The organism is Haladaptatus marinus, assembly GCF_051194195.1.
Window position 1 is genome coordinate 337159 of the sequence record NZ_JBLZNK010000002.1, and the last position, 20957, is coordinate 358115.

Genomic DNA, 20957 nt, shown 5'->3' on the forward strand with positions numbered 1-20957 from the left:
TGATAGAGCCGATATCGAGTTCCAAATGAGCGACGTCGCCGGAGGAGAGGGGACGACCCAAGTTAGCGGATCAATTGAAGACGAGGTCGAAGTTCCGGTCTCTCACATAAATGTTGAGCAACTTCGGAACGATGATCGTCTCGGCCGAGAACGTCGTCGCTGCCGTTACCGGGAACGGAACCCTCTCGACATCTTCCGAGCGGAGGGATGGTTCATCTGGCGTGTGGAGTTCGAATCGAACGTTCTCGATGGGGTCGTACACCAACACACCTGATGGATTCGTAATCGTCTCGAACTCCGGACGGGGTGATTCACCTGCATCGAGTGTGAACATCGTGTCCGTCATAGTCGTACCCAGTTCGTCATATGGTCATACTTCGGAACGTGCCACCGTTGTTCCGGAACGAGGCTCTCCGTCTGTCGAAGTTCGACACGAGCGTCGAACAGCGGCGATAGTTCCTGGACGATTTCCGCGTCGTCAGGCAGCGGTAGATGGTAATGAGCCATTCCGGAAACCCCTTGAACGAGCGCCGTAACCGTTCGGAGAAATCGTTCGACTGCGGGCTGTTCGTGCTGTTCGAGCGGTTTGGTAAGGGAGTCCAAAGAGAGGCGTAGTTCCGACGAGCCAAGGCCATCGGCCCACTCGTCGTAAAAACTGACGGCGGTGACGATTTCCGAGCGAAGTTCGCGGAGCCCATCTCCGGAAGTCGGCTTCGGGACGGTTGGCATTGGCACCGCGTCGATGATTGCACGTTCGTCGTCACCCCAGTCGATAACCCACACGTCTGGATCGTCGGTGGTCGTACCGGCGGGCAGTTTCGAATTCGCGTATCGGGCCGTCGTTCCCGTGAGGACGAGGACGCGCTTTCGTTCTTCCGTCGAGGCTCCGAGGAGTTGAATCGTCGTCCGATTCGTCGTCGTCTCAGAGACCCTTCCCGTGACGAGAATATTACAACCTCGCCGCTTAAACTCGGAAAGAACATCCTGAAACTCGGGCGAGGAACCCCCGCCGCGGAACGAAATCTCTGCGGAGCCCATTGTTAGATAACTGATGGAATCGAATGAAGATAAAAATTGGGATGGTCTCGAAAACCGTTACTTCGCCATGTCGTCCATCGCGTCGTTGATATCCCGAATCACCATGGTCTGTTCCTCCACGGCGGCGGCGACATCACTCGTTTCCTCGCCGATCGTGCTCGCGTTCTGTGCGGTTTGGTCGACCATCGATGCAACTTCCTCCGCACTGGCGGCTTGCTCGTCGGTCGCATCCGCGACCTCTTCGATACCGAGCGACGCCTCCTCGACGGCTCGCCGATTTCGTCGAGGCTGTCCATCGCGACATCAACTCGCTCGATACTCGTGTCTATCTGTTCTTCTCCTTCGTCCAATCGCGTGACTGCTCTTTCCGCGTCGTTCTGGATTCGGTCGACCATCTCCTCGATGTCCCCGGCCTGTTCCTGTGATTGTGTCGCCAACTCCTTGATTTCGTCCGCGACGACTGCAAACCCACTCCCTGCTTCACCCGCTCGCGCCGCCTCGATCGAAGCGTTCAGCGCGAGGAGATTCGTCTGGTCGGCGATGGCGTTGATTATCTTGGTTATCTTACCTATTTCCTCGATTCCTTCTCGAATGGTGTGCACGTCACGGCTGACGTTCGCCGTTAGCTCCTGTATCGTTTCCATCGCCGAGACGACGTCCGCCGCGTAATCTTGGCCGTCCTTCGCTCGCTCGCCGTTGAAACCTGCTCGGCGGATGCGGCCACTTGCTGAATGGCCGCGCTCAGTTCCGACACTTCGGTCGCAACGGTTCGCATTCCGGTAGACTGTTCGTCGGAGAGGGTTGCAATCTCGCCGATGCCTTCCGCGATTTCTCCCGACGACTCGTACAGTTCGAGCAGTCCCTCGCGTGCTTCGTCCGCGTCGTCGTCCTCGAAGTCTGATTCGAGGAGTTCGTCTTCGATGTCGGAATCGAGTTCCACCGCCGCCGTTTCCCGCCCCAACTGTTGTGCCATGGCGTAGTATTTTACTCATATGGTGTATCTTATCAGATATATTATCGGAGGAGTACCGTTCGGTATAAATTATTATATTGTATTGATCATTTCGAGCGCGAAACGTGGTTGACCGATCGAATCGGCCGCCGCACAGACACGCTCTTTTTGTCCTTCCAGTCGCTACGGACGGGTGATGGGTAAAGTGAGTATCGGGCTTCGCGGCTGGCGATTCGACGAAGAAGAGGTGTTCACCGAGGACGGGAACTACCGACCGATGGACGAGATTTCCGCCGACACGCAAAAGCGGCTTGGACGGTTGTCGGCCCTCGTTGGGTCGCCCTGTGACGCCTGTTGGCTGATTCACGGCGACGAGAACCTCCCGGACTGTAACGTGACCGAAGTGGTGTACGGCGAACCACTGTCCGAAGTCTCGGTCTGTTCCGAACACGAAACGGACTTCCTCTACTGGTATTTCGAAAACGGCGGCGAACGGTTCCGCGGCGAAGACGAACTCCAAGACGAGTTCCACGAATGGTTTGCAGACGGCGGACGCGCACCGGACGGCTACGGCGGGATGGAACACGTCGATACCGACCCCGATGACCTTCCGGAACCGCCGGAACCCGACCTTGAAGCGATGAACGTCGAACTGCCCGAGGACGAAAAGGAGAAAATCGACCTCCGAGACGTAGACATCTCCCAAGAGTATCCCAAATGAAACCCGCAGTCGCCATCGTCGAACCGAAGACACCCGGCAATATCGGAACCATCGCGCGTGCGATGAAAAACTTCGGCATGGACGACCTAAAACTCGTGGATCCCCCGGAAATCGAGCGTGACGGCGACGCCTATGGATTCGCCGCGCAGGCTCGAAACGACGTCCTACCAAACCACGACGAGGTGACGTTCGATGAACTGGTCGAAAACTACCATACCGTCGGCATGACGGCGACGACGAACGAGGACGCCAGTCGCCACGTCCGGTTTCCGTTCAAAACGCCGCGCGAATTGGCCGACAGCCTGGCCGAAGTCGAGACGAAAACTGTCCTCATCTTTGGACGCGAGGCGAACGGTCTGACGAACGACGAACTAGCGCGCGTAGACGAACTCTGTTCGATTCCGGCCAGCGCTGAGTACCCCGCGCTAAACCTCGGACAAGCCGCCACCGTCACGCTCTACGAACTCCGCGATTTGACGGTTACGGAGCGCCAACTGCCAGATGTCGAGCGGGAACGCGCGACCGAATCGGAAATCGAAGGCTTTTACGATACGTTCGCCGACCTGCTCGAAAGCAGCGGGCATCCGGCGGAAAAACGCCCCAAGGCGATGCGAATGATTCGCAGAGTTATCGGACGGGCACACCCCACTGGACGGGAAATAACGACACTCCGTGGTATCGTTCGTCGAGCGAACCAGCGCGCAACGGCGTCTGACGCTCGTCGAACGACCCGAAATGATAGGTAACTACTTTATGTCGTGTCGTCAGAGTAACTGGTAGCAATGCTGTCCTCCCTCCACTTTCATTCCCTTCCACTCGGGACTCAGTTTACGCTAATCGTAGCGGTTCCGAGTGTCCTAATGCTCCTCGTCGGCAAACAGGTGTTCCTTCCGGATGCTCGTATCCGAACCCTGTTCCGTGATTTCTTCAAGACGGATTGGAAGTACCTTGGCGTCGCGTGGGTCGTCACAAACATCGTGAACACTCTCGCACTGCACTTCCACGCGGGGCGAACGTTCACCGAGTTCGTCTACGCCATCGAAGGCGCGACGGTCGCCACGTTTCAAGGAATCGCCTCGACACCGCTGACGCTCGCGTTCACCGCGGTGTATCTCGTCGGGTTCCCATTCGTCGTACTGTTCACCTACTTCAAGCTGAAAGCACACGACGAGGAAGAGGCGAAACGGTACGCGCTGGCGTACGTCTTCCTCGTCCTGCTGGCGGTGCCATTCTTCATTCTCTTCCCGGTGAAGGTATCGTCGCTGTATCTGACGACAGTCGAACCCTTGATGTACGAACTCGACCCCGCGATTAAGTACGGTATTTTTTCGACTGATACGCTCGTAAAGGCGTTCCCGAGCCTTCACACCGGACTGTCCGTCCTCGCGGCCCTGTACGCTCGAAAGGCGGATGCGGCGTACTCGTACACCATCGGCGTTCTCGCAGTCGCCATCGTCTTCTCGACGCTATACCTCGGCGTTCACTGGGTAACGGACGCGGTGTTTGCTGTCGTCCTCGTCGCCTGCGCCTACTATCTCTCGCAGCGAGTTAGCGAACCGCGCTGGTCGGTCGTCTCACGCGAAGCACTCGCCGCGGTTCGCCGAACCGCCGGCCGATAGAACGCTGCATATTCAGCCACCATTGCTTTTATCGAGCTATTCGTTCGTATTGCCGTGCGGCTAATACAACTGCTCGTTGCAGATGAGCATCGAGACTCGGCGCTCACGGTCTTAGACGACCACAATGTGGATTACGCCGTCATCGAAGAGGCCGGAGAGCGCAACGAGTCCACCCTCGTTCACTTTCCGCTGCCGACGGAAGCAGTAGATGACCTCCTAGACGAACTCCGGGACGAAGCCGACATCGGGGAAAAACGCCTACACCGTCGTCACCGACGCCGAAACCGCGACAACGCAAAACATAGACGAACTGGAGGAGCGATACGCCGAGACGGACGAGCGAATCGACGATACGCTTCCGGAGGAAGAACTCGTCACAAAGGCGCGAGCGCTGAACCCGAACAGTCGGACGTACTACGCGATGACGTTTTTCAGTACGATCATCGCCGCCGCCGGACTACTGCGGAGTTCGCCGGAGGCGATCGTCGGGGCGATGGTCATCGCCCCGTTTTTCGGTACCGCACTTTCGGTCGCGGCTGGCGTCTGCTGTGGCGAGGAAAAGCTGTTCTTCGACGGCGTCCGCTCGCAGTTTTTCGGAGTCTCTGTCGCGGTTCTCGGATCGGCGGTGTACGCCGTGATTGCCCGTGAAATGGGGTTCGTTCCCCCCGGAATGGTGCTAACCCGGAGTTCGCAGTACACGCTTTTCATGACACCGAGCTTTCTGTCCGCGGGAGTCGCCATCGCGGCGAGTACAACGAGGGCATGTTGCTCCCGCGGTCGAAATCCGTCACCGTGACCGTCATCCGAACGTCCGAACGGAACTATCCGTAGTTAGCACGAACCCTGGACGCTTGGGTCAGCGAGAGGGTTGACGGTCGCGTGGAGGTCAGCGTTCACTTCGTTACCTTCGAAGGAACCGGGAAACAGGACGAGAGCTCCGGGCGAAAGCAGAACTACGGGGACGATTCAGTCCGATCCGTTCCGGTAACAAACGGTCAAACACTTGTACGCGGTTCCGAAATCGACACCTATGGATTCGATGTCTAAACTGAAGATACGGGGAGAAACGCCGCGCGTAGCGTTCGTCGCGAGCATCCTCCTCGTTCTTCTCGGCGCGCTCGCGTGGGCCAGCGGGCTTCCGTTTCTCTTCCCCAGTCTCGGGCCGTCGGCGTTTTTGCTCTCTTCGAAGGTCGGTGAACGGGTGAGCGAACCGCGACGAGTCGTCGGTGGACATGTCATCGGTGTCGTCTTCGGACTCCTTACCTACCATCTCGTCGCGCCGGGTCTCACCGTAATGCAACCCTCACCACCGTTCTCGATAGCGGCACTCCGACTGTCGCTGAGTGGTATTCTCGCGGTTGGGTTGACAACGGCGGGAATGGTCATCACCGACCTCCGACACCCGCCAGCGTGTGCGACGACGCTCATCGTCGCGCTGGGCCTTCTCACTAAACCGGCGGAGGGTGTGGTCGTCATCACCGCCATCGTCATACTGGTCACGGTACAACAGGCGCTCGCGTATCTCGAAACGGTGCCGCCAGCGCCCGACGTGTTCTACCGAGGGAACGCTGGAGAAGAAACGGGGCCGAAAAGCGATTGAAAGCGAAAGTCGATCCTCAGGCGCGCTGTTGGATCTCTTCGCGGAGCACTTGACTCACGAGGTCGCCGTCCGCCTTTCCGCGCAGTTGCCCCATGCATTCACCCATTAGGCCGGAGAAGGCACCCATGCCTTCTTCCTCGACTTGTTCCTCGTTTCGCTTGACGACCGTAACGACCGCTTCGCGGACTTCATCCTCGCCGACACCAGCAAGGCCTGCTTCCTCGACTGCTTCCTCGGGGGACAGTTCCGGATTCTCCGCGAGCAGTGTCAGTACGTCGTTGACGCCCTCCTTCGCCAAGTCGCCATCCGTGACGAGATCAATGACGCCGAGGAAGTGGTCGTCGGTCAGGTTCTCGACCGGCACGTCCTCACGCCGGAGTTCCGTCACCGTGCTTTCCAGCAGCCCGGCGACGAACGTCGGGTCTGCCCCGGTTTCGACTGCGCGCTCGAACAACGGCATCCGGCGACCGTAGGCCACCTGTTCGGCGAGTCCCGCACCGAGCGAGAACTCGGATTGGTAGCGTTCGACCTTCTCGGTGAGCAGTTCCGGCGTCTCGACTTCGGTCGGGTCGAGGTCGACCGGCGGAACGTCGGTTTCGGGGTACATCCGCGCCGCACCCGGCAATGGGCGGAGATAGCGCGAGGTTCCGTCCTCCTTCGCGCCGCGGGTTTCCTCCGGCACGCCTTCGAGCGCGACTTCGGCGCGCTCGGCGGCGGCCGCAATCGCGCCATCGGCGACGTTCGGACTCGCGGCGACGATGGCGACTGCGTCATCGTCACCCGCACCGACGGCATTGCGGAGTGCCGCGACTTCGTCCTCGGTGACGCCGTAGGCCGGGAGTTCGTCGGTGTGGAAGATACCGCCAGCACCGTGGCGTTTGGCGTGGTCTGAGAGTTCCGTCCCGAGGCGGCGATCCGGCTGGATTTCCCGCCCGACGAGACCGTCGAAGCCGAAGAGGGGAACCGCCGTAACTTTGCCACCCTTGTCGAGCGCGCCGCGGATAACGCCGCTGTCGGTGTCCTCGAACACGCTCGTCACGTCCTGTACCTCGCCGACTTCCGCGTCTCGGTCGTGGAGTTCGTCGCGGATGGCGAGAAGTTCGACCTGTCGCCCGACCTCGTGGCGGACGAGGTCGTCGATATCGTCCAAACTCTGCACACCCTTCATTTCGACGCGGGCGCCCTCCGCGATGGAGACGTTCACGTCCTGTCGAATGGTTCCGAGTCCACGCTTTACGTGGCCGGTCGAGCGCAGGAGCATGCCGATTCGTTCGGCGGCCTCACGAGCCTGTTCCGGCGAGCTGATATCCGGTTTCGTCCCGATTTCCACGAGCGGGATGCCGAGTCTGTCTAAGCTGTAGAGGACGCCGTCTTCGCGCTCTTCGATGCGCTGGGCGCTTTCCTCTTCGAGCATCAGGTCTTCGACACCGACCGGGCCGTCGCTCGTCCGGATTTCGCCGTCCGTGGCGACGAGCGTCGAACGCTGGAAACCGGAGGTGTTCGACCCGTCGACGACGATTTTCCGCATGAGGTGGGCCTGGTCGATGACGTCCATATCGAGCAGTTGGGCGATTTCGAGGACGACTTCTCTGGCTTCCTCGTCCAATCGGTGCGGCGGTTCGTCGTCCTCCTCTACGAGACACGTGGAGTCGTAAGCCAGATACTCGAACTCGCGGTCGATTTGACTCTCTTCGAGTGCGGCTTTGTCAATTTCGCCGAGTTCGCTTCGGGTCGGGTGAAGGAATCTAGTGAACGTTCGGGACGACTCCTCGGGTTCACGCAGTTCGGTCGGACATTTGCAGAACAGTTTCGTCTCGGTGTCGAGTTGCTGGTGGATTTCCAGCCCTGCCACGAGACCGAGGTCCTCGTAGTCGTACTCGCTCATTGGTCGAACCTGAGACGCGGAAGGGTAAAAAACCGTCCAGTTCGCACGGGTCGATTGGAGTCGCTCAGATGAGAAAGGGGAGTCACTGCGAAAGGATACCGACTGTTCCATCGCCAGTCATACAACATATTTGATATATTTATCCATCTCCATTATACAGCGGAATCAAGTATTTTAACACATTTAATTTGAATTTATCTTGATTATTGTTCTGATTTCCATGAATTATGAAAAGTGTTGATTCTTGAACAAACCGTAAATATAAATCTAAAGACGAGAGATATGGTGATATGACTGATTTCCTCGGCCCAGGAAATCTCATAGAAAATACGCCGATTCGCGTCCTGCATGTGGACGACGACCCAGCACGAACACGCCTTTCTGTCCTGTTACTCACGGAATACCTTCCCGATATCAATATATATACGGAATCCGACCCAATGGAGGCGTGCACCCGTCTCAACGAGGGCCTCGTGGTGGACTGTATCGTCAGCGATTTCGATATGGGTTCGATGGACGGACTCGATTTTCTGGAAGCGGTGCGCGAGCAGTATCCGAAACTTCCGTTCATCCTCTTTACCGGAAAGGGGAGCGAGGAAATCGCCAGCGAGGCGATTTCCGCCGGCGTCACCGACTATCTTCAGAAATCCGCTGGAACCCACTGCTACGCCGTCCTCGCGAACCGCATCGAAAACGCCGTCAGCCAATATCGTGCAGAGAAGGCCGCAGCGTCGTACCAGCGCCAGATGAATACGGTGTACGAACGGGTGACTGACGCCTTTTTCGCCCTCAACGACGACTGGCAGTTTACGTTCATCAATGGGCATGGAGAACGACTGCTGGATAGATCCGAGACGGAACTGCTCGGGAAGAACGTCTGGGACGTGTTTCCGGACGCCGTCAACTCGCAGTTCGAATCGGAGTATCGTCGGGCGATGGAGACACAGGAGCCGACGACGTTTGAGGCGTATTTCGATCCGTTAGAGACGCTGTTCGAGGTTCACGCGTACCCATCCGAGGAAGGATTGTCCGTCTTCTTCCGAGACATCACCGCTGGGAACCGGATTCGGAAAGAACACCGGCGCGAGAAGGAGGTACTGGAGCGAGTGTTCGAGACGAGTCCGGTCGGTATTCTCGTGCTCGATAGCGACGGCGGGATCACACGGGCGAACAATCGAGCCGTCGAACTGCTCGAAGTCAACGAGGAAAAAATCACGAACCGACCGTACGATTCCTCTCAGTGGCGGATTACGGACGAAGACGGAACGGTTCTCCCGAGGGAAGAGTACCCGGTGCGGCCAGTGCTCGAGGAGAACGAACCCGTTCACGACGAACGAATCGGCTACGAAAGTCCCAGTGGTGAGTGGGGAATGTACTCGATTAGTGCGGCGCCCATCCAGGACGAGGATGGCGAGTTAGAACGTGTCGTCGTCGCTGTGAAAGCCGTCTCCGAAACTTGAGCCTCGCCGCTCATTCGCTGGGGAACTGCTTCGACTCGGTTTCATCACCACGGGCGGAGTCTGCCCGTTTTCGAATCTGCCGTCCGAGTCGTCGAACGACGATTTCCCGAAACTCGCTTGCGTCGTCCACGTCGATGTCAGCGGCGTGAGCCTCCTGGCCTCCAAACCCGACTGAACTTGCAGTGTCAACGATAACCGTTCCGAGTCCCCACCTTCGCTGAAACGGCGTCTCGCGCTGGATGACGGTCTGCACCCGGTAGTAGGGAACGATGTGAATTCTCCTTCGCCAGAACCCGTTTCGGGTCTGGACGTGGTCGTCCCCGACGTAATAGCCGCGATGTTTCCACTGATACTGTCCGGCGACCGGTGCGAGTAGGAGCAACGCCAGCGTGGCGTACCAGAAACCAAGCAGTCCGGTGAACCAGTCGATGGCGTATGCTACAGCCGCGATACCGAAAACGACCAGCACGTACCGGACGATGTACCGGCGTCGGGTTCGTTTCGGTGGCCGAACGAACTCCGGTTCATCGAAGGATTCGATGGAGTGGGCTAACCTGCGGACGCGACCGCGAGTCGCGAGGGGTATCGCAGCCTCCGACCCACCGGATGGACCTTGCCCGGGTGCGTATCCTGCGGTTTCGATGGAAAGCGTGGCGTATCCCGTGAGTCGCATGACTGGGTTTTCCCGAAGCGTGAGCGTCTGAATCTTGTCGAGGGGTATCGACCCGTCGTACCGTTGGAGCAAGCCGCGTTCGTATCTGAGCTCGTCGTCCACGCGTAGCAGTGTGAAATCGTAATATCGCGCGAACGTCACCATCGCGCTGGCAACCCAGAGCACTAGCGCTGAGACCAACAGTTGAACGACGCCGAACAAGACCGACAAGCCGCCGAGTGAGTCGTTCGCGCTCGTGAGAAATGGCACGACGAAGAAGACCAGACCGAACACGCGAGGTTCTATCGAGATGGCGGAAAGCAGTAGCAGTTCTGGCGAACTGATCTCGTACAACAGATCCGGTTGGATTTCGCCGTCACCCTCGTCGCGTTCCTCGGCACCTCGTTTTCGGCGCTGTATCTCGCGTTGAAGCCGTCTCGCTTCCTCATAGGCGACGAATCGGAGATTGGCTTCGGTTTCGCCGCCACCCGCCGTTTCGAATCCTACGGATGCGATTCCGAGGAAGCGCTGGACGACGTTTCGCCGAATATCCACGTTCTGAATCCGGCGAAGCGGAATCTCCCGTCGTCGCCGCGAGATGACGCCGGAATCGATGTCGAGCGAATTGTCGGTGAGCATGTACTCGAACCGTCGATAATAGGTGAGTTCCCAAAGTCCCGCGACGAGGAGTCCGGCGACGACGAGCACGAAAGCGATACCGAACGTGATGAACTCCACCGCGCCCGCGAGCGTCGTCCCGACGAAAAAGAGCGAAACCGCGACGCTCATACTCCGCGTAACCAGTCGATAGGGAAGCGAGAGCGGGTGGAGTTTCATACCGCATCCTCGTACTCGCTTTCGATTGCGAGGTTCCGAAGACGACGCTGGAGGTCGCTCGCCCGTTCCGGCGTCAGACCTGGAATCGTCACATCCGCACCACGTGACCCGGCGGTGTACACGACGACGCTGCCAAGGCCAGCCAAACGTTCGACAGGGCCACGTTGTGTATCGACGTGCTGAACCCTGACGAAGGGGACGACGGTCGTTACACGGGTGAACACGCCACGTTCGAGATAGAGGTCGTCGTCACGGATTTCGAACCGCCACGAGCGATATTTGAGAACGACGTACGCGCCGCCGGAAGCGAGTATCACGAGTGCGACCACGACGGGGAGCCATACTGCATTATCGACCACAAATCGGCCTGCCACGAACAGTACTCCCCCGACGAGCGCTGTCGTGATGAGAACACCCGCGAACCAGACGATTCGGACGCGGGAGTTGAGTGTCTCCATGCTTGCATATCCGGAGCAGCGCTGTATAAAAGTAGGCGTCGCATAGGTTCGTGGTTCGGTGCTACTGTCGTCCTACTCTCTTTGAAGGACACCCATACCGTTTCGTTCGGTTTGCTCTGATTCGAATCAGTCGGCATGGAACAAAGATACCAGAAAACCGTAGCATTCGTGGACAGCATGACCGAGAACTCGCCCACTATCGACCGTCGCCGATTCATTCAGGCGACCATCGCCTCGACAGCTGTGCTCGGAGGCGTCTCGTCGGCAGGTGCACTTCAGTCGGACGGTAACAAACAGTTCGCTATCGAGCAGGACGGTAAGTGCATTCCAATCGAACCGCTCTCGTTGTCGGGTCTTCCCGTCGAGGAGTTCTACGACTATCGGACGCCCGATACCGACCCGATGTCGTACAAGTACGCCTCCTTCGGAACGGAAAATCTCCAGCGCGACGACACCAGTATCCTCTTCCTCTATGAGGGACCGAAGGGACTGAGTCTCGTCATGATTCACGACAAGCTGGACAGCGACGACGGCGGTGCCGCTTCGTTCCGTATCACTAGCCTCCCGGTGAAAGGAAAGTTCATCATCAAGGACGACCAGTACGATGGATCGACGAACCGCGATACGTTCGACTACTCCGTCACCCGTGACTGGAACGGAAACAAATCCGCGAACGCGGTCGTTCACTGGACGTGGCAGGGTGGTCGCTCCGACGGCGCTGTGTACCGCGGTCTGGGGAACGATTTCGAGTTCACGATTCATCCCCAGTTCAACAAAAAGGCCCTTCTGTCGGACGAAGGCGGCGAATATCAGGGTGACGTGAAGAAGTGGGAAGTGCTGTCGGGCAACCCGAACAACCCGACGCGCACGAAGCTGAACATGAACAAGGAAGTCAAAATAACGAGCAAAGGCTGTAGTTCGGAGACCACGTCGAAGACGTCGGCGAAGAAGACGACGAACGGTGGCGGCGGTGAGACGACGACGCCAGCGACGACTACTTCGAGTCCCTCGGACGTGAACAGCGGTGGAAAATCGTTCTTCGCCAAGCTCTGGGACGGTATCGCATCCGTGCTGAACTCGGTGGTGTCGTTTTTCACCAGCCTGTTCTGACCCCGCCGACGGTTTCGGTCGCAGTCGATGGGTCGAAAAAACGAAACGCGAAACGGCTTACTCGTCCTGTCCGAGGATACCGCGGTGCGTCATCGCTTCGGGGTCGATGATTTCGTCGGCTTCTGCCTCACTCAGGTAGCCCTTTTCGACGACGACTTCCCGGACGGTTTTACCCTCTTTTAACGCCTCCTTCGCCGCTTTCGAGGCTTTGTCGTAGCCAATGTGTGGGTTGAGCGCGGTGGCGAGCGCCATGCTCTGTTCGACCTGCGTCTCGCAGTGTTCCGCATCGACTTCGAGCTTCTGGACGAATTTCTCCGCGAACACCGTGCTGCTATTCGAGATGAGTTCGGCGGACTGGAGGAAGTTGTGCGCCAACACCGGTTTGTAGAGGTTGAGGTCGAGTTGTCCTTCCCCTGCGCCGTATTCGACGGCGGTGTCGTTGCCGACGACCTGTTTGTGCATCTGGTTGACCGCCTCGGCGACGACGGGGTTGATTTTGCCAGGCATGATGGAACTTCCAGGCTGGTTTTCCGGCTGCTCGACTTCGCCGAGTCCGTTACGCGGGCCGGACGCCAGCAGGCGGAGGTCGTTCGCGATTTTGTTGAGCGACCCGGCGACGGTTCGAAGCGCACCGTGTGCTTCGGCCATCGCGTCGTGGGCGGCCTGCGCCTCGAAGTGGTTGTCCGCCTCGCGGAACTCGATACCGGTTTCCTCGCTGATGTACTCCGCGGCGAGTTCCGGGAAATCAGGGTGCGTGTTCAGACCGGTTCCGACCGCGGTTCCGCCGAGGGCGAGTTCGGCAAGGTGGTCGCGCGTGTGGTCGATGCGGGCGAGTCCTTTCTCGATTTGCGTTCGATAGCCACCGAACTCCTGTCCCACGCGAACCGGGGTCGCGTCCTGTAGGTGAGTGCGACCCGTCTTCACCACATCGTCATACTCCTCTTCCTTCTCGGCGAGTGCTTCACGGAGAGTATCGAGTGCCGGAAGCACGTCCTTCTCGACCGCTTCGAGCGCCGACACGTGCATCGCGGTCGGAATCACGTCGTTGCTGGACTGGCCGAAGTTGACGTGGTCATTGGGGTGGATGTCGCGCGAACCGACTTCGCTGCCGTAGATTTCGGCGGCGCGGTTGGCGATGACCTCGTTCGCGTTCATGTTCGAGGACGTGCCGCTGCCGGTTTGGAACACGTCGACGGGGAACTGGTCATCGAGTTCGCCCGCGATGACTTCGTCGGCGGCCTGAATGATGACTTCGGCCTCGTCCGCTTCGATCATTCCGAGGTCGCGGTTGGCCTGTGCCGCCGCCTTTTTCACGATGCCGAGGGCGCGGATGAACCGTCGCCCGAACGTGATTCCCGAGATCGGGAAGTTCTGTACCGCGCGCTGAGTCTGTGCGCCCCAGTAGGCGTCAGCAGGCACTTTCATCTTCCCGAGGCTGTCCTCCTCGATTCGGTATTCCTCGTCGCTCATGTGCGTGGGGTCTCCAGCCACGAATAAATAATGTGCTCAATCGGAGTCGCCGAACAGGTTCGTAATAAGTATACGGTATTAATATCAACACGTTCTCGCCGTCGCTGTATCGATTCGAGCGTGGTTACGCCAAACATTCCCTATTTTAAATAATTAACTCGACTGAGAATTAACTTAACAATAATTAAGTGGGTCTTTCCGCATAGTTATGACACACTTACGAGGTGTGACTATGACAAACAATGGAAATGACGAGCTGTCACGGCGAGACTACGTGAAATACACCGGTCTTGCGGGTGTTGCTGGCACCGCGGGGCTTGCCGGTTGTCTCGGCGGCGGTGGAAGCGGAGACGGAAATAACGGCGGAAACGACAACAAAGGCGGGAACAAGGTCGAAGTCCAACACTGGTGGACGGGCGGTGACGGCAACGCGGCTATCACGGCATTGTTCGAAGGATTCGAGGAGAAACACGACATCAAAATCAAATCGAACCCCGTTTCCGGCGGTGCGGGACAGAACCTGAAAAACGTCATCAAAAAGCGTGTGCTCAATAGCAACCCGCCGAGCACGTGGCAGGCGTGGCCGGGGAAGAACCTCAAGCCCTACGTTGAGGCGGACAAACTGGAAGACATCAGCAGTTCCGTCTGGTCGAAAAACGACATGAAAAACGCCTACCTGAAAGGGCCGAAAGACGTCGCGAAACCGGACGGGAAGTTCGTGACGGTGCCGCTCAACATCCACCGTCTGAACAACCTCTTTTACAACGCCAAAGTCGTCGAGAAGGCGGGTGTCGACCCGAAAAGCATCTCGAAGCCGAGCGACCTCGTGGGCTTGATGAAAACGGTCGAGAACAAAACGGATGCTGTGGGGATGGCCCAGCAGACGAAATCCGGCTGGTCGACCCTCCAACTTTGGTCGCAGGTTCTCCTCGGCGAACACGGCGAGCAAGCGTACAACGGCTTCATTAAGGGGAACGTCAAGGCGAACAAGCAGGCTGTCAAGAACTCTCTATCCATCGTCAAGCAGTACCACAACCACTTCAACGGCGACGCCGGTTCGCTCGACTGGCAACAGGCGAACAAGAAGCTCATCAACGGCAAGGCCGCGTTCTTCCATCAGGGCGACTGGGCCGCCGGAATGTATCGCGGTCAGGATAGCTTCGAGTTCGAAAAGCAGTGGAACATGGTGCAGTTCCCCGGTACGAAGGGGAAATACACGCTGGTCATGGACTCGTTCCCGTTCCCGAAGAACAACCCGACGCCGGAGACGACGAAGAAATTCCTCCAGTACATCGGCTCCGTGGACGCACAGGAGCGGTTCAACCCGAAGAAAGGTTCCATTCCGCCGCGTACTGACGTTCCGAAGGACAAGTTCGGGCCGTTCCTCTCGCGCCAGATGGACCAGTTCAAGAACTCGAAATCACAGCCTCCGTCCATCACGCACGGTCTGGCGACGAGTCCGGAGACACTGACGGCGCTCAAGGACGCCGCGACGTCGTTCAACTCCAGTTGGAACGTGGACAAGACCTACAACAAGTTCGTCAAGGCGTTCGAATCGAACTGATTTCGACGCCCGACTTTCCATGCAAGGAATACGCGAATTACTGAAAAACGGCAGACGCGGGTCGAATCGTGAGGGGGAGCTTCGAGCCGACGGTGGCGAAACGGTCGAACGGCACCGTGAGACCGATCAGTCGATACTCCAGAGCGAGTTCGTCCAGAGTCTTCCGTTCTGGCTCCCGCCGTTCCTGCTGATGGGCTTTTTCGTCTACGGCGCTATCGGCTGGAACCTCGTCATCTCCTTTACCGACTTCGCCTCGCTCACGCTTCCGACCTACGACCCGGCGACGTTCGACTTGGAGATGTACCGGCAGGCGATAAACGACCCGAACTTCTGGACGGCGGCGCGAAACACGGTGGTTCTGCTCATCGTGTTCACGACGCTCTGTCTCGTGGTCGGATTGGCACTTGCCATCCTCATCGACCGGGAAATCCGGTTCGAGAACGGATTCCGAACCATCTATCTCCTGCCGATGAGCCTCTCGTTCGTTGTGACGGCGAAGGTGTGGGCGTGGATGTACAACTTCGAGAGCGGAATGATAAACGTCTCACTTCGGCAGTTCGGACTGGGCGGACTCGCTCAGCACTGGATTAGCGACCCGACGACGAAACTCGCCGCGGTCATTTTTGCGTTAATCTGGCAGTTCAGCGGGTACGCGATGGTCGTCTACCTCGCGGGACTGCGAGCGATTCCGGACGACCACTACGAGGCGGCGCGCGTAGACGGCGCGAGTTCGTGGCGCATGTACCGTCGAGTCATCATCCCACAGTTGCGCTCGTCCACGATGGGCGCGGCGGTGGTGCTGATGGTGTTCGCGCTCAAGGCCTTCGACTTCCTGTACGTGATGTTCGGGACGAACCCAGGCCCGGCGGCGGACATTTTGGCAACGATGATGTTCCGCGAAGCGTTTGCATCCAACCACTGGGCGTACGGTTCGGCGATCGCCATCATCCTCTTCCTGATGGCGCTCGCTGTCGTCGGTCCGTATCTCTACAGCGAATACAGACGAGGTGAACTATGAATACGACAGCGACACGGAGGCATCGATGAGCAGTCCATCTGCAACGCCGGAACCGGACGGACGAACTCGCCGAGAGCGAGCAGTCACCGCGTTCCGCAACGCGGGGCCGCGGCGATTGGCGCTGTACGCGGCGCTGATAGCGATAGTCGCGTTCTATCTGGCTCCGCTGGAAGCCGCCATCATGACCGCCATCAAGACGAACAGCGCGTTCAACGAGACGCTTCCGTTCGTCCCGCCAGCGCCGGACGGCTTCACGCTCAAACCGTGGCGGGTGGCGATAGACAAACTCACGCACGGTATCGTGAACAGCCTCATCCTCGCCATTCCGGCGACGATACTGTCGGCGACGTTGGGAAGCCTCGCGGCGTACGGAATCACGAACGTCGAGTGGAAGTACCAGATGCCGATTATCGCGCTGTTCATCGCGGGCATCTTCATCCCGTATCAGGCAGTGCTGGTGCCACTGTCGCGCCTGTTCGCTATCGTGGACACGCAGGCACTCCTCTCGCCGCTGTGGGGACTGCCGCTGATGCACGCCCACTACGCGAACATCGTGAATCTCATCATCGCACACACTGCGTACGGGATTCCCATCACGTTCTTGCTGTTCCGGTCGTACTATCGGAACCTCTCGGAGGAGATGCTGGAAGCGGCGCGTCTCGACGGCGCAAGCGTGTTCAGCATCTACCGAAACATCGTGCTTCCGCTGTCGAAGCCGATGTTCGCGGTAACGCTCATCTACCAGTTCACGCAGGTGTGGAACGACCTGCTGTTCGCGCTGGTCATCCTCCCCGGCGGTGCCGGGGCGGGCGAACCGGTGACGGTCGCTCTGACGAACCTGAGTGGCGGCATCATCCAGTCGTTCGGCCTCCAGATGGCAGGCGCGTTCGTCGCGGCGGTGCCGACGCTCATCGTCTACATCGCGTTCGGGGAACAGTTCGCAAAAGGAGTTGCAAGCTAATGATAGGAATATGCACGACACGACGGAGGAGTACGAACGATGGCTAACTTAACGCTCGACAGCGTCACCAAATGGTTCGATGACGACGGCGACCGTATCGTCGCCGTGGACGACGTGAACGTCGATATCGAGGACGGGGAGTTCCTCGTCCTCGTCGGCCCTTCGGGGTGTGGAAAATCGACCACGCTTCGGATGATTGCGGGACTTGAAACCGTCTCGCAGGGAGACGTTCGCCTCGGCGGACGGGTTATCAACGACCAACCGCCGACGACGCGGGATATCGCGATGGTGTTCCAATCCTACGCGCTCTACCCGCACATGACTGTTCGTGAGAACATGAGTTTCGGGCTGGAAGAGTCGACCGACCTGTCGAACGACGAAATCAGTCGCCATGTCGAAAAGACCTCCGAGATGATGGGTATTGCCGACCTACTCGACCGCAAACCTGGCGAACTCTCCGGCGGCCAGCAACAGCGCGTCGCGCTCGGTCGGGCCATCGTCCGCGACCCGGAGGTGTTCCTGATGGACGAACCGTTGTCGAACCTCGACGCAAAACTGCGGTCGCAGATGCGTACCGAACTCCAACGCTTGCAGGAAGACCTCGGCGTGACGACGGTATACGTCACACACGACCAGACCGAGGCGATGACGATGGGCGACCGAATCGCCATCCTGAACGACGGAAAACTCCAGCAGGTTGCCACCCCCATCGAGGCCTATCACCGGCCCGCGAACCGATTCGTCGCCGGATTCATCGGCGACCCCTCGATGAACTTCTTCGAGATGCGACGTGACGGCGATACGCTCGTCGGCGAGAACTTCGAGTATCCGCTTTCCGGGGAAACCCTCGACGAAGTCGGCGACACGGAGCGCGTGACGCTCGGCGTCCGCCCGGAAGACATCGAACTCGTGTCCAGCGGCGAGGGATCCCACGAGTTTCGAACCATCGTCGACGTCGTCGAACCGATGGGCAACGAGAACAACGTCTACCTCCGATTCTCGACCGCGGACGACCGACCGGTAGACGAGCGACCGACGTTCGTCGTCACGGTCGGCGGGATGCAACAGGTGGAAGAAGGAAGCAAGGTCGTCGCGCGAATTCCTGAAACCGCGATACACCTGTTCGACACCGAGACGGGAGACGCGCTTCGAAATCGAACGCTTGACCTTGCCGAAGCATCGATTCCGAACCGCTGAGTTCCCTCGATACGACTCGCTACTGTTCGTGCTCCTCGGGCGTGTAGGTTTTCAGTTCGAGCGCGTGGATGTTCGTCGTCATGTGGTCGCCCAGCGCGTCGTACACCAGTTGATGCTGTTGCACCAGCGATTTTCCTTCGAAGGCAGGCGAGACGACGAGTGCGGCGAGATGATCTTCATCGTGCTCTCCGCGCGGGTGCGTAACCGTTACGTCGGCGTCTTCGAGTTCCGATTCGATGAGTTCCGCGACTTCGTCCGCGTTCATGGATGGTGATATCGCGTGAAGGGTTAAAAAGTCGGAGGAACGGGATGCGTGGAGAGTTCGATTTGTACGTCTTCAAATTTGAACCTACGTGTATTCAGTAGGAGCGCTAGGTGGTGCCGACTCCACATGACCGCATCACACCCTCCCAACCGACTCCTGTCATTCGCTGACGCTCGTTCTGGTCGTCCCTCGCGCGGGCGAACAACGAGATGCGCCATCGCGCGCCACGCGACCCGCCCAAACCACAAATTTTTACGAACCACTGTGGCGCGTTCCCCAGCAAGCCCGAGGCGTTCACCGCCGACGGACTGTCTGGGGTCGCGTGAGGGATGAGTACCACAGCGACTGAAAGGAGCGAGGAACGCAATCGGTTGGGGTGGTCGTGGCGGCTTACGGTGGCGGTTATTTGGAGTCGGCGAGACCTAGCACATCGGGAACAATGAAACAGCAACCGGTGGCGATAACGAAAATACCGACATTCACTCTTTTCCTGTTCGCTAGCTCCACCAGCCGAACTGCTCTTTGGCCTGTTCGATCGCTCCCTCGACTTTCTTTTCCAGTTCGTCGATGGAGCGTTCGACGTATTGCACCCGGTCACGGGGAATCCGGCGGACGATGTCGTCACCGTCGTCGTTCTCGCCGACCTTCACGAGCCAATGGTCGTCGAAATAGACGATATCGTCGTTATCGACTTCGCGTTCGGTGGTTCCGTCCGGGCCGTCGTAGACGATAGTCGCCGTACCGAGATCGGGGTCTGGCATGGTTCGTTTCTGTGCCCGGAAACGACAAACGTCTGTCGGCCGGAAACGAACGTGTCAGTCCTCTTCCGCTCGGCGCTTCAAATCCACAGGATAGTTGGCGAGCACGTCCCGACCGATGATGAGCTGGTATCGCATATGACTGCGGTCTACCACGCTGGCGGTCGTTCGATGCCAGTTGTCGCCGAGGACGATATCGACATCCACCAGCGGGCGCTTTTTGTTCGACCGCCGACTTCCCGACCTGACCGTGGTACTGCTTTTTATCGGGCCGGCACCCACCTTCGCTGCGAGGTCGATTCCGATACTCGTCCGTTTCGCTCCAGTGTCGGCTTTGGCGACGGCCGATTCGATTCCCAACAATCCGTTGACCAGCACGCGTTCGGTGTAGCCGACCGTCAAGGGGCCACTGCCGGGATTCGCCTGTGCCCGCGCAGGCTTGCAGCCAGGGACGGAATCGTCGAGCGTTTCGGCGAGTACTTTTACTCGCTCGTCCGAAACCGTCCCGCCTGCCCGCTCGATGGCGAGTCGTGCGATGAAGGGTGCAGCGCTAGTTCCCGTAGCGTGATAGAGGCCGGTGAACCCCGCGGTTGGATTCACTTCGAGGACGTACCAGTCTCCGTTCCACTCCATCAGATCGACGCCGGCGATATCGAGACCGACGACGTGTGCTGCTTTTCTGGCGATAGCTCGAACCTCATTAGGCAGTTCGTCGGTGGCGTTCTCCGGGACACCACCGCGAGCGACGTTTGTTCGCCAGTCACCGTTCGGGGCGGAACGGCGCATCATCCCGACGACATCGTCGCCTACCACGTACGCACGAACGTCCCACTGTCGGTCGTCCTGTCTGAGAAACCGCTGGAGAAACGTGTGCCGTCGCCCGACGAGATGACTCGGCCGCTCTGTTTCGTGGAGTTTCCACGCCGTTTCGCCGTGCGTTCCGATGCCCGTTTTCAATACCATCTGACTCCCGATGTGGTCGCGTCCGTCTGCAAACGAATGACCACTCAAGGCGAAATAGGAGTCGGGCGTCCGAACGCCGTGGTTGGAAAGATGGACAGCAGTCGCGTACTTGTGTATCGCAGTCAGCACGTCACGAGGGTGATTGACCATCGGGCGGATACCGGCGAGAACATTGGCTATCTCTAGCTCTTCGAGCGGGTCGTCGATAGTCGCCAACAGAAGTCGATTCACGAGCACGTCCGCATCCGGTACGAGGGATGGTTGGTCGCCGATTATCCGAATGCGTGTGTTCGCTTTCCGAAACCAGACGGGCGTATGCCCCAGTCCTTCGACCGCGTTCAAGATAGCCTTCGTCTCCTTGCTGTTGTGAAAACTCAGAACACCCACCCGGACGGAATCGTCGCTCGAGACGGTCATACATACGTTAGG

Annotated in this window: 23 protein-coding genes; 11 read left to right on the plus strand and 12 right to left on the minus strand. The window is 58.7% G+C overall.

Annotated features, from left to right (window positions below; translation table 11 throughout):
• Positions 1 to 70 precede the first annotated feature (70 nt).
• From ACN2TU_RS03745 to ACN2TU_RS03760, 4 genes are all read right to left on the minus strand, one after another.
• Positions 71 to 346: a hypothetical protein gene (locus ACN2TU_RS03745; protein ID WP_435153084.1), complete on the minus strand. Its 276-nt coding sequence runs from the start codon at positions 344 to 346 to the stop codon at positions 71 to 73.
• Positions 343 to 1038, minus strand: coding sequence for a DUF7504 family protein (locus tag ACN2TU_RS03750; protein WP_435153085.1), 696 nt, complete (start codon positions 1036 to 1038; stop codon positions 343 to 345). The genes ACN2TU_RS03745 and ACN2TU_RS03750 overlap by 4 nt, the downstream gene beginning before the upstream one ends.
• Positions 1039 to 1136: 98 nt before the next feature.
• A complete protein-coding gene (locus ACN2TU_RS03755; protein ID WP_435153087.1) occupies positions 1137 to 1682 on the minus strand; it encodes a methyl-accepting chemotaxis protein in 546 nt (181 codons plus the stop codon).
• A complete protein-coding gene (locus ACN2TU_RS03760) occupies positions 1661 to 2011 on the minus strand; it encodes a hypothetical protein (protein WP_435153088.1) in 351 nt (116 codons plus the stop codon). The genes ACN2TU_RS03755 and ACN2TU_RS03760 overlap by 22 nt, the downstream gene beginning before the upstream one ends.
• 175 nt (positions 2012 to 2186) lie before the next feature.
• Between ACN2TU_RS03760 and ACN2TU_RS03765 the strand changes: the two genes are divergently transcribed.
• From ACN2TU_RS03765 to ACN2TU_RS03785, 5 genes are all read left to right on the plus strand, one after another.
• Positions 2187 to 2711, plus strand: a complete 525-nt coding sequence (locus ACN2TU_RS03765; protein ID WP_435153089.1) for a DUF8114 family protein — start codon at positions 2187 to 2189, stop codon at positions 2709 to 2711.
• A complete protein-coding gene (locus ACN2TU_RS03770) occupies positions 2708 to 3457 on the plus strand; it encodes an RNA methyltransferase (RefSeq protein ID WP_435153090.1) in 750 nt (249 codons plus the stop codon). Before ACN2TU_RS03765 ends, ACN2TU_RS03770 begins: the two co-directional genes overlap by 4 nt.
• A gap of 114 nt (positions 3458 to 3571) precedes the next feature.
• Positions 3572 to 4330, plus strand: a complete 759-nt coding sequence (locus tag ACN2TU_RS03775; RefSeq protein WP_435153092.1) for a phosphatase PAP2 family protein — start codon at positions 3572 to 3574, stop codon at positions 4328 to 4330.
• 421 nt (positions 4331 to 4751) lie between these two features.
• On the plus strand, positions 4752 to 5126 hold the full coding sequence (locus tag ACN2TU_RS03780) for a DUF389 domain-containing protein (protein ID WP_435153094.1): 375 nt from the start codon (positions 4752 to 4754) through the stop codon (positions 5124 to 5126).
• Between the two features lie 243 nt (positions 5127 to 5369).
• Entirely contained in the window at positions 5370 to 5930 is a 561-nt protein-coding gene (locus ACN2TU_RS03785) for an HPP family protein (RefSeq protein WP_435153651.1), read from the plus strand.
• 16 nt (positions 5931 to 5946) lie between these two features.
• On the opposite strand, the gene gatE is transcribed toward ACN2TU_RS03785, so the two are convergent.
• Positions 5947 to 7815 carry a Glu-tRNA(Gln) amidotransferase subunit GatE gene (gene gatE, locus ACN2TU_RS03790; protein WP_435153096.1) on the minus strand — a complete coding sequence of 623 codons (1869 nt, stop codon included), beginning with the start codon at positions 7813 to 7815 and terminating at the stop codon, positions 5947 to 5949.
• Positions 7816 to 8105: 290 nt separating this feature from the next.
• Here gatE and ACN2TU_RS03795 point away from each other — a divergent pair, with 290 nt between their 5' ends.
• Positions 8106 to 9275, plus strand: coding sequence for a PAS domain-containing protein (locus tag ACN2TU_RS03795; protein WP_435153098.1), 1170 nt, complete (start codon positions 8106 to 8108; stop codon positions 9273 to 9275).
• Between the two features lie 10 nt (positions 9276 to 9285).
• On the opposite strand, the gene ACN2TU_RS03800 is transcribed toward ACN2TU_RS03795, so the two are convergent.
• Positions 9286 to 10764 (minus strand): PH domain-containing protein, encoded by a 1479-nt coding sequence (locus ACN2TU_RS03800; RefSeq protein ID WP_435153099.1) that lies wholly within the window; start codon positions 10762 to 10764, stop codon positions 9286 to 9288.
• Positions 10761 to 11222: a PH domain-containing protein gene (locus tag ACN2TU_RS03805; protein WP_435153100.1), complete on the minus strand. Its 462-nt coding sequence runs from the start codon at positions 11220 to 11222 to the stop codon at positions 10761 to 10763. The genes ACN2TU_RS03800 and ACN2TU_RS03805 overlap by 4 nt, the downstream gene beginning before the upstream one ends.
• Before the next feature lie 177 nt (positions 11223 to 11399).
• Between ACN2TU_RS03805 and ACN2TU_RS03810 the strand changes: the two genes are divergently transcribed.
• The gene (locus ACN2TU_RS03810; protein WP_435153101.1) at positions 11400 to 12332 is read left to right on the plus strand and encodes a hypothetical protein; all 933 of its coding nucleotides are present in this window, start codon (positions 11400 to 11402) and stop codon (positions 12330 to 12332) included.
• 57 nt (positions 12333 to 12389) lie between these two features.
• Here the strand turns inward: ACN2TU_RS03810 and ACN2TU_RS03815 are convergent, their stop codons facing one another.
• Complete coding sequence (locus ACN2TU_RS03815) at positions 12390 to 13802, minus strand: class II fumarate hydratase (protein ID WP_435153103.1); 1413 nt, start codon at positions 13800 to 13802, stop codon at positions 12390 to 12392.
• 232 nt (positions 13803 to 14034) lie between these two features.
• On the opposite strand from ACN2TU_RS03815, the gene ACN2TU_RS03820 reads away from it, so the two are divergent.
• From ACN2TU_RS03820 to ACN2TU_RS03835, 4 genes are read left to right on the plus strand one after another with little or no spacing between them, the layout of a single operon-like run.
• Entirely contained in the window at positions 14035 to 15366 is a 1332-nt protein-coding gene (locus tag ACN2TU_RS03820; protein ID WP_435153105.1) for an ABC transporter substrate-binding protein, read from the plus strand.
• 19 nt (positions 15367 to 15385) lie between these two features.
• Positions 15386 to 16384 carry a carbohydrate ABC transporter permease gene (locus ACN2TU_RS03825; protein WP_435153107.1) on the plus strand — a complete coding sequence of 333 codons (999 nt, stop codon included), beginning with the start codon at positions 15386 to 15388 and terminating at the stop codon, positions 16382 to 16384.
• Positions 16385 to 16409: 25 nt separating this feature from the next.
• A complete protein-coding gene (locus ACN2TU_RS03830; RefSeq protein ID WP_435153109.1) occupies positions 16410 to 17345 on the plus strand; it encodes a carbohydrate ABC transporter permease in 936 nt (311 codons plus the stop codon).
• Between the two features lie 39 nt (positions 17346 to 17384).
• Positions 17385 to 18542, plus strand: coding sequence for an ABC transporter ATP-binding protein (locus ACN2TU_RS03835; RefSeq protein ID WP_435153111.1), 1158 nt, complete (start codon positions 17385 to 17387; stop codon positions 18540 to 18542).
• Positions 18543 to 18561: 19 nt separating this feature from the next.
• Here the strand turns inward: ACN2TU_RS03835 and ACN2TU_RS03840 are convergent, their stop codons facing one another.
• The 4 genes from ACN2TU_RS03840 to ACN2TU_RS03855 all read right to left on the minus strand — a co-directional run bounded on the left by ACN2TU_RS03840 (position 18562) and on the right by ACN2TU_RS03855 (position 20945).
• Positions 18562 to 18807: a BolA family protein gene (locus tag ACN2TU_RS03840; protein WP_435153113.1), complete on the minus strand. Its 246-nt coding sequence runs from the start codon at positions 18805 to 18807 to the stop codon at positions 18562 to 18564.
• A 106-nt stretch (positions 18808 to 18913) separates the two neighbouring features.
• Positions 18914 to 19147, minus strand: a complete 234-nt coding sequence (locus ACN2TU_RS03845) for a hypothetical protein (RefSeq protein ID WP_435153115.1) — start codon at positions 19145 to 19147, stop codon at positions 18914 to 18916.
• Positions 19148 to 19304: 157 nt separating this feature from the next.
• Positions 19305 to 19568 carry a hypothetical protein gene (locus ACN2TU_RS03850; protein WP_435153117.1) on the minus strand — a complete coding sequence of 88 codons (264 nt, stop codon included), beginning with the start codon at positions 19566 to 19568 and terminating at the stop codon, positions 19305 to 19307.
• 54 nt (positions 19569 to 19622) lie between these two features.
• On the minus strand, positions 19623 to 20945 hold the full coding sequence (locus ACN2TU_RS03855) for an ATP-grasp domain-containing protein (protein ID WP_435153119.1): 1323 nt from the start codon (positions 20943 to 20945) through the stop codon (positions 19623 to 19625).
• Positions 20946 to 20957: the final 12 nt, after the last annotated feature.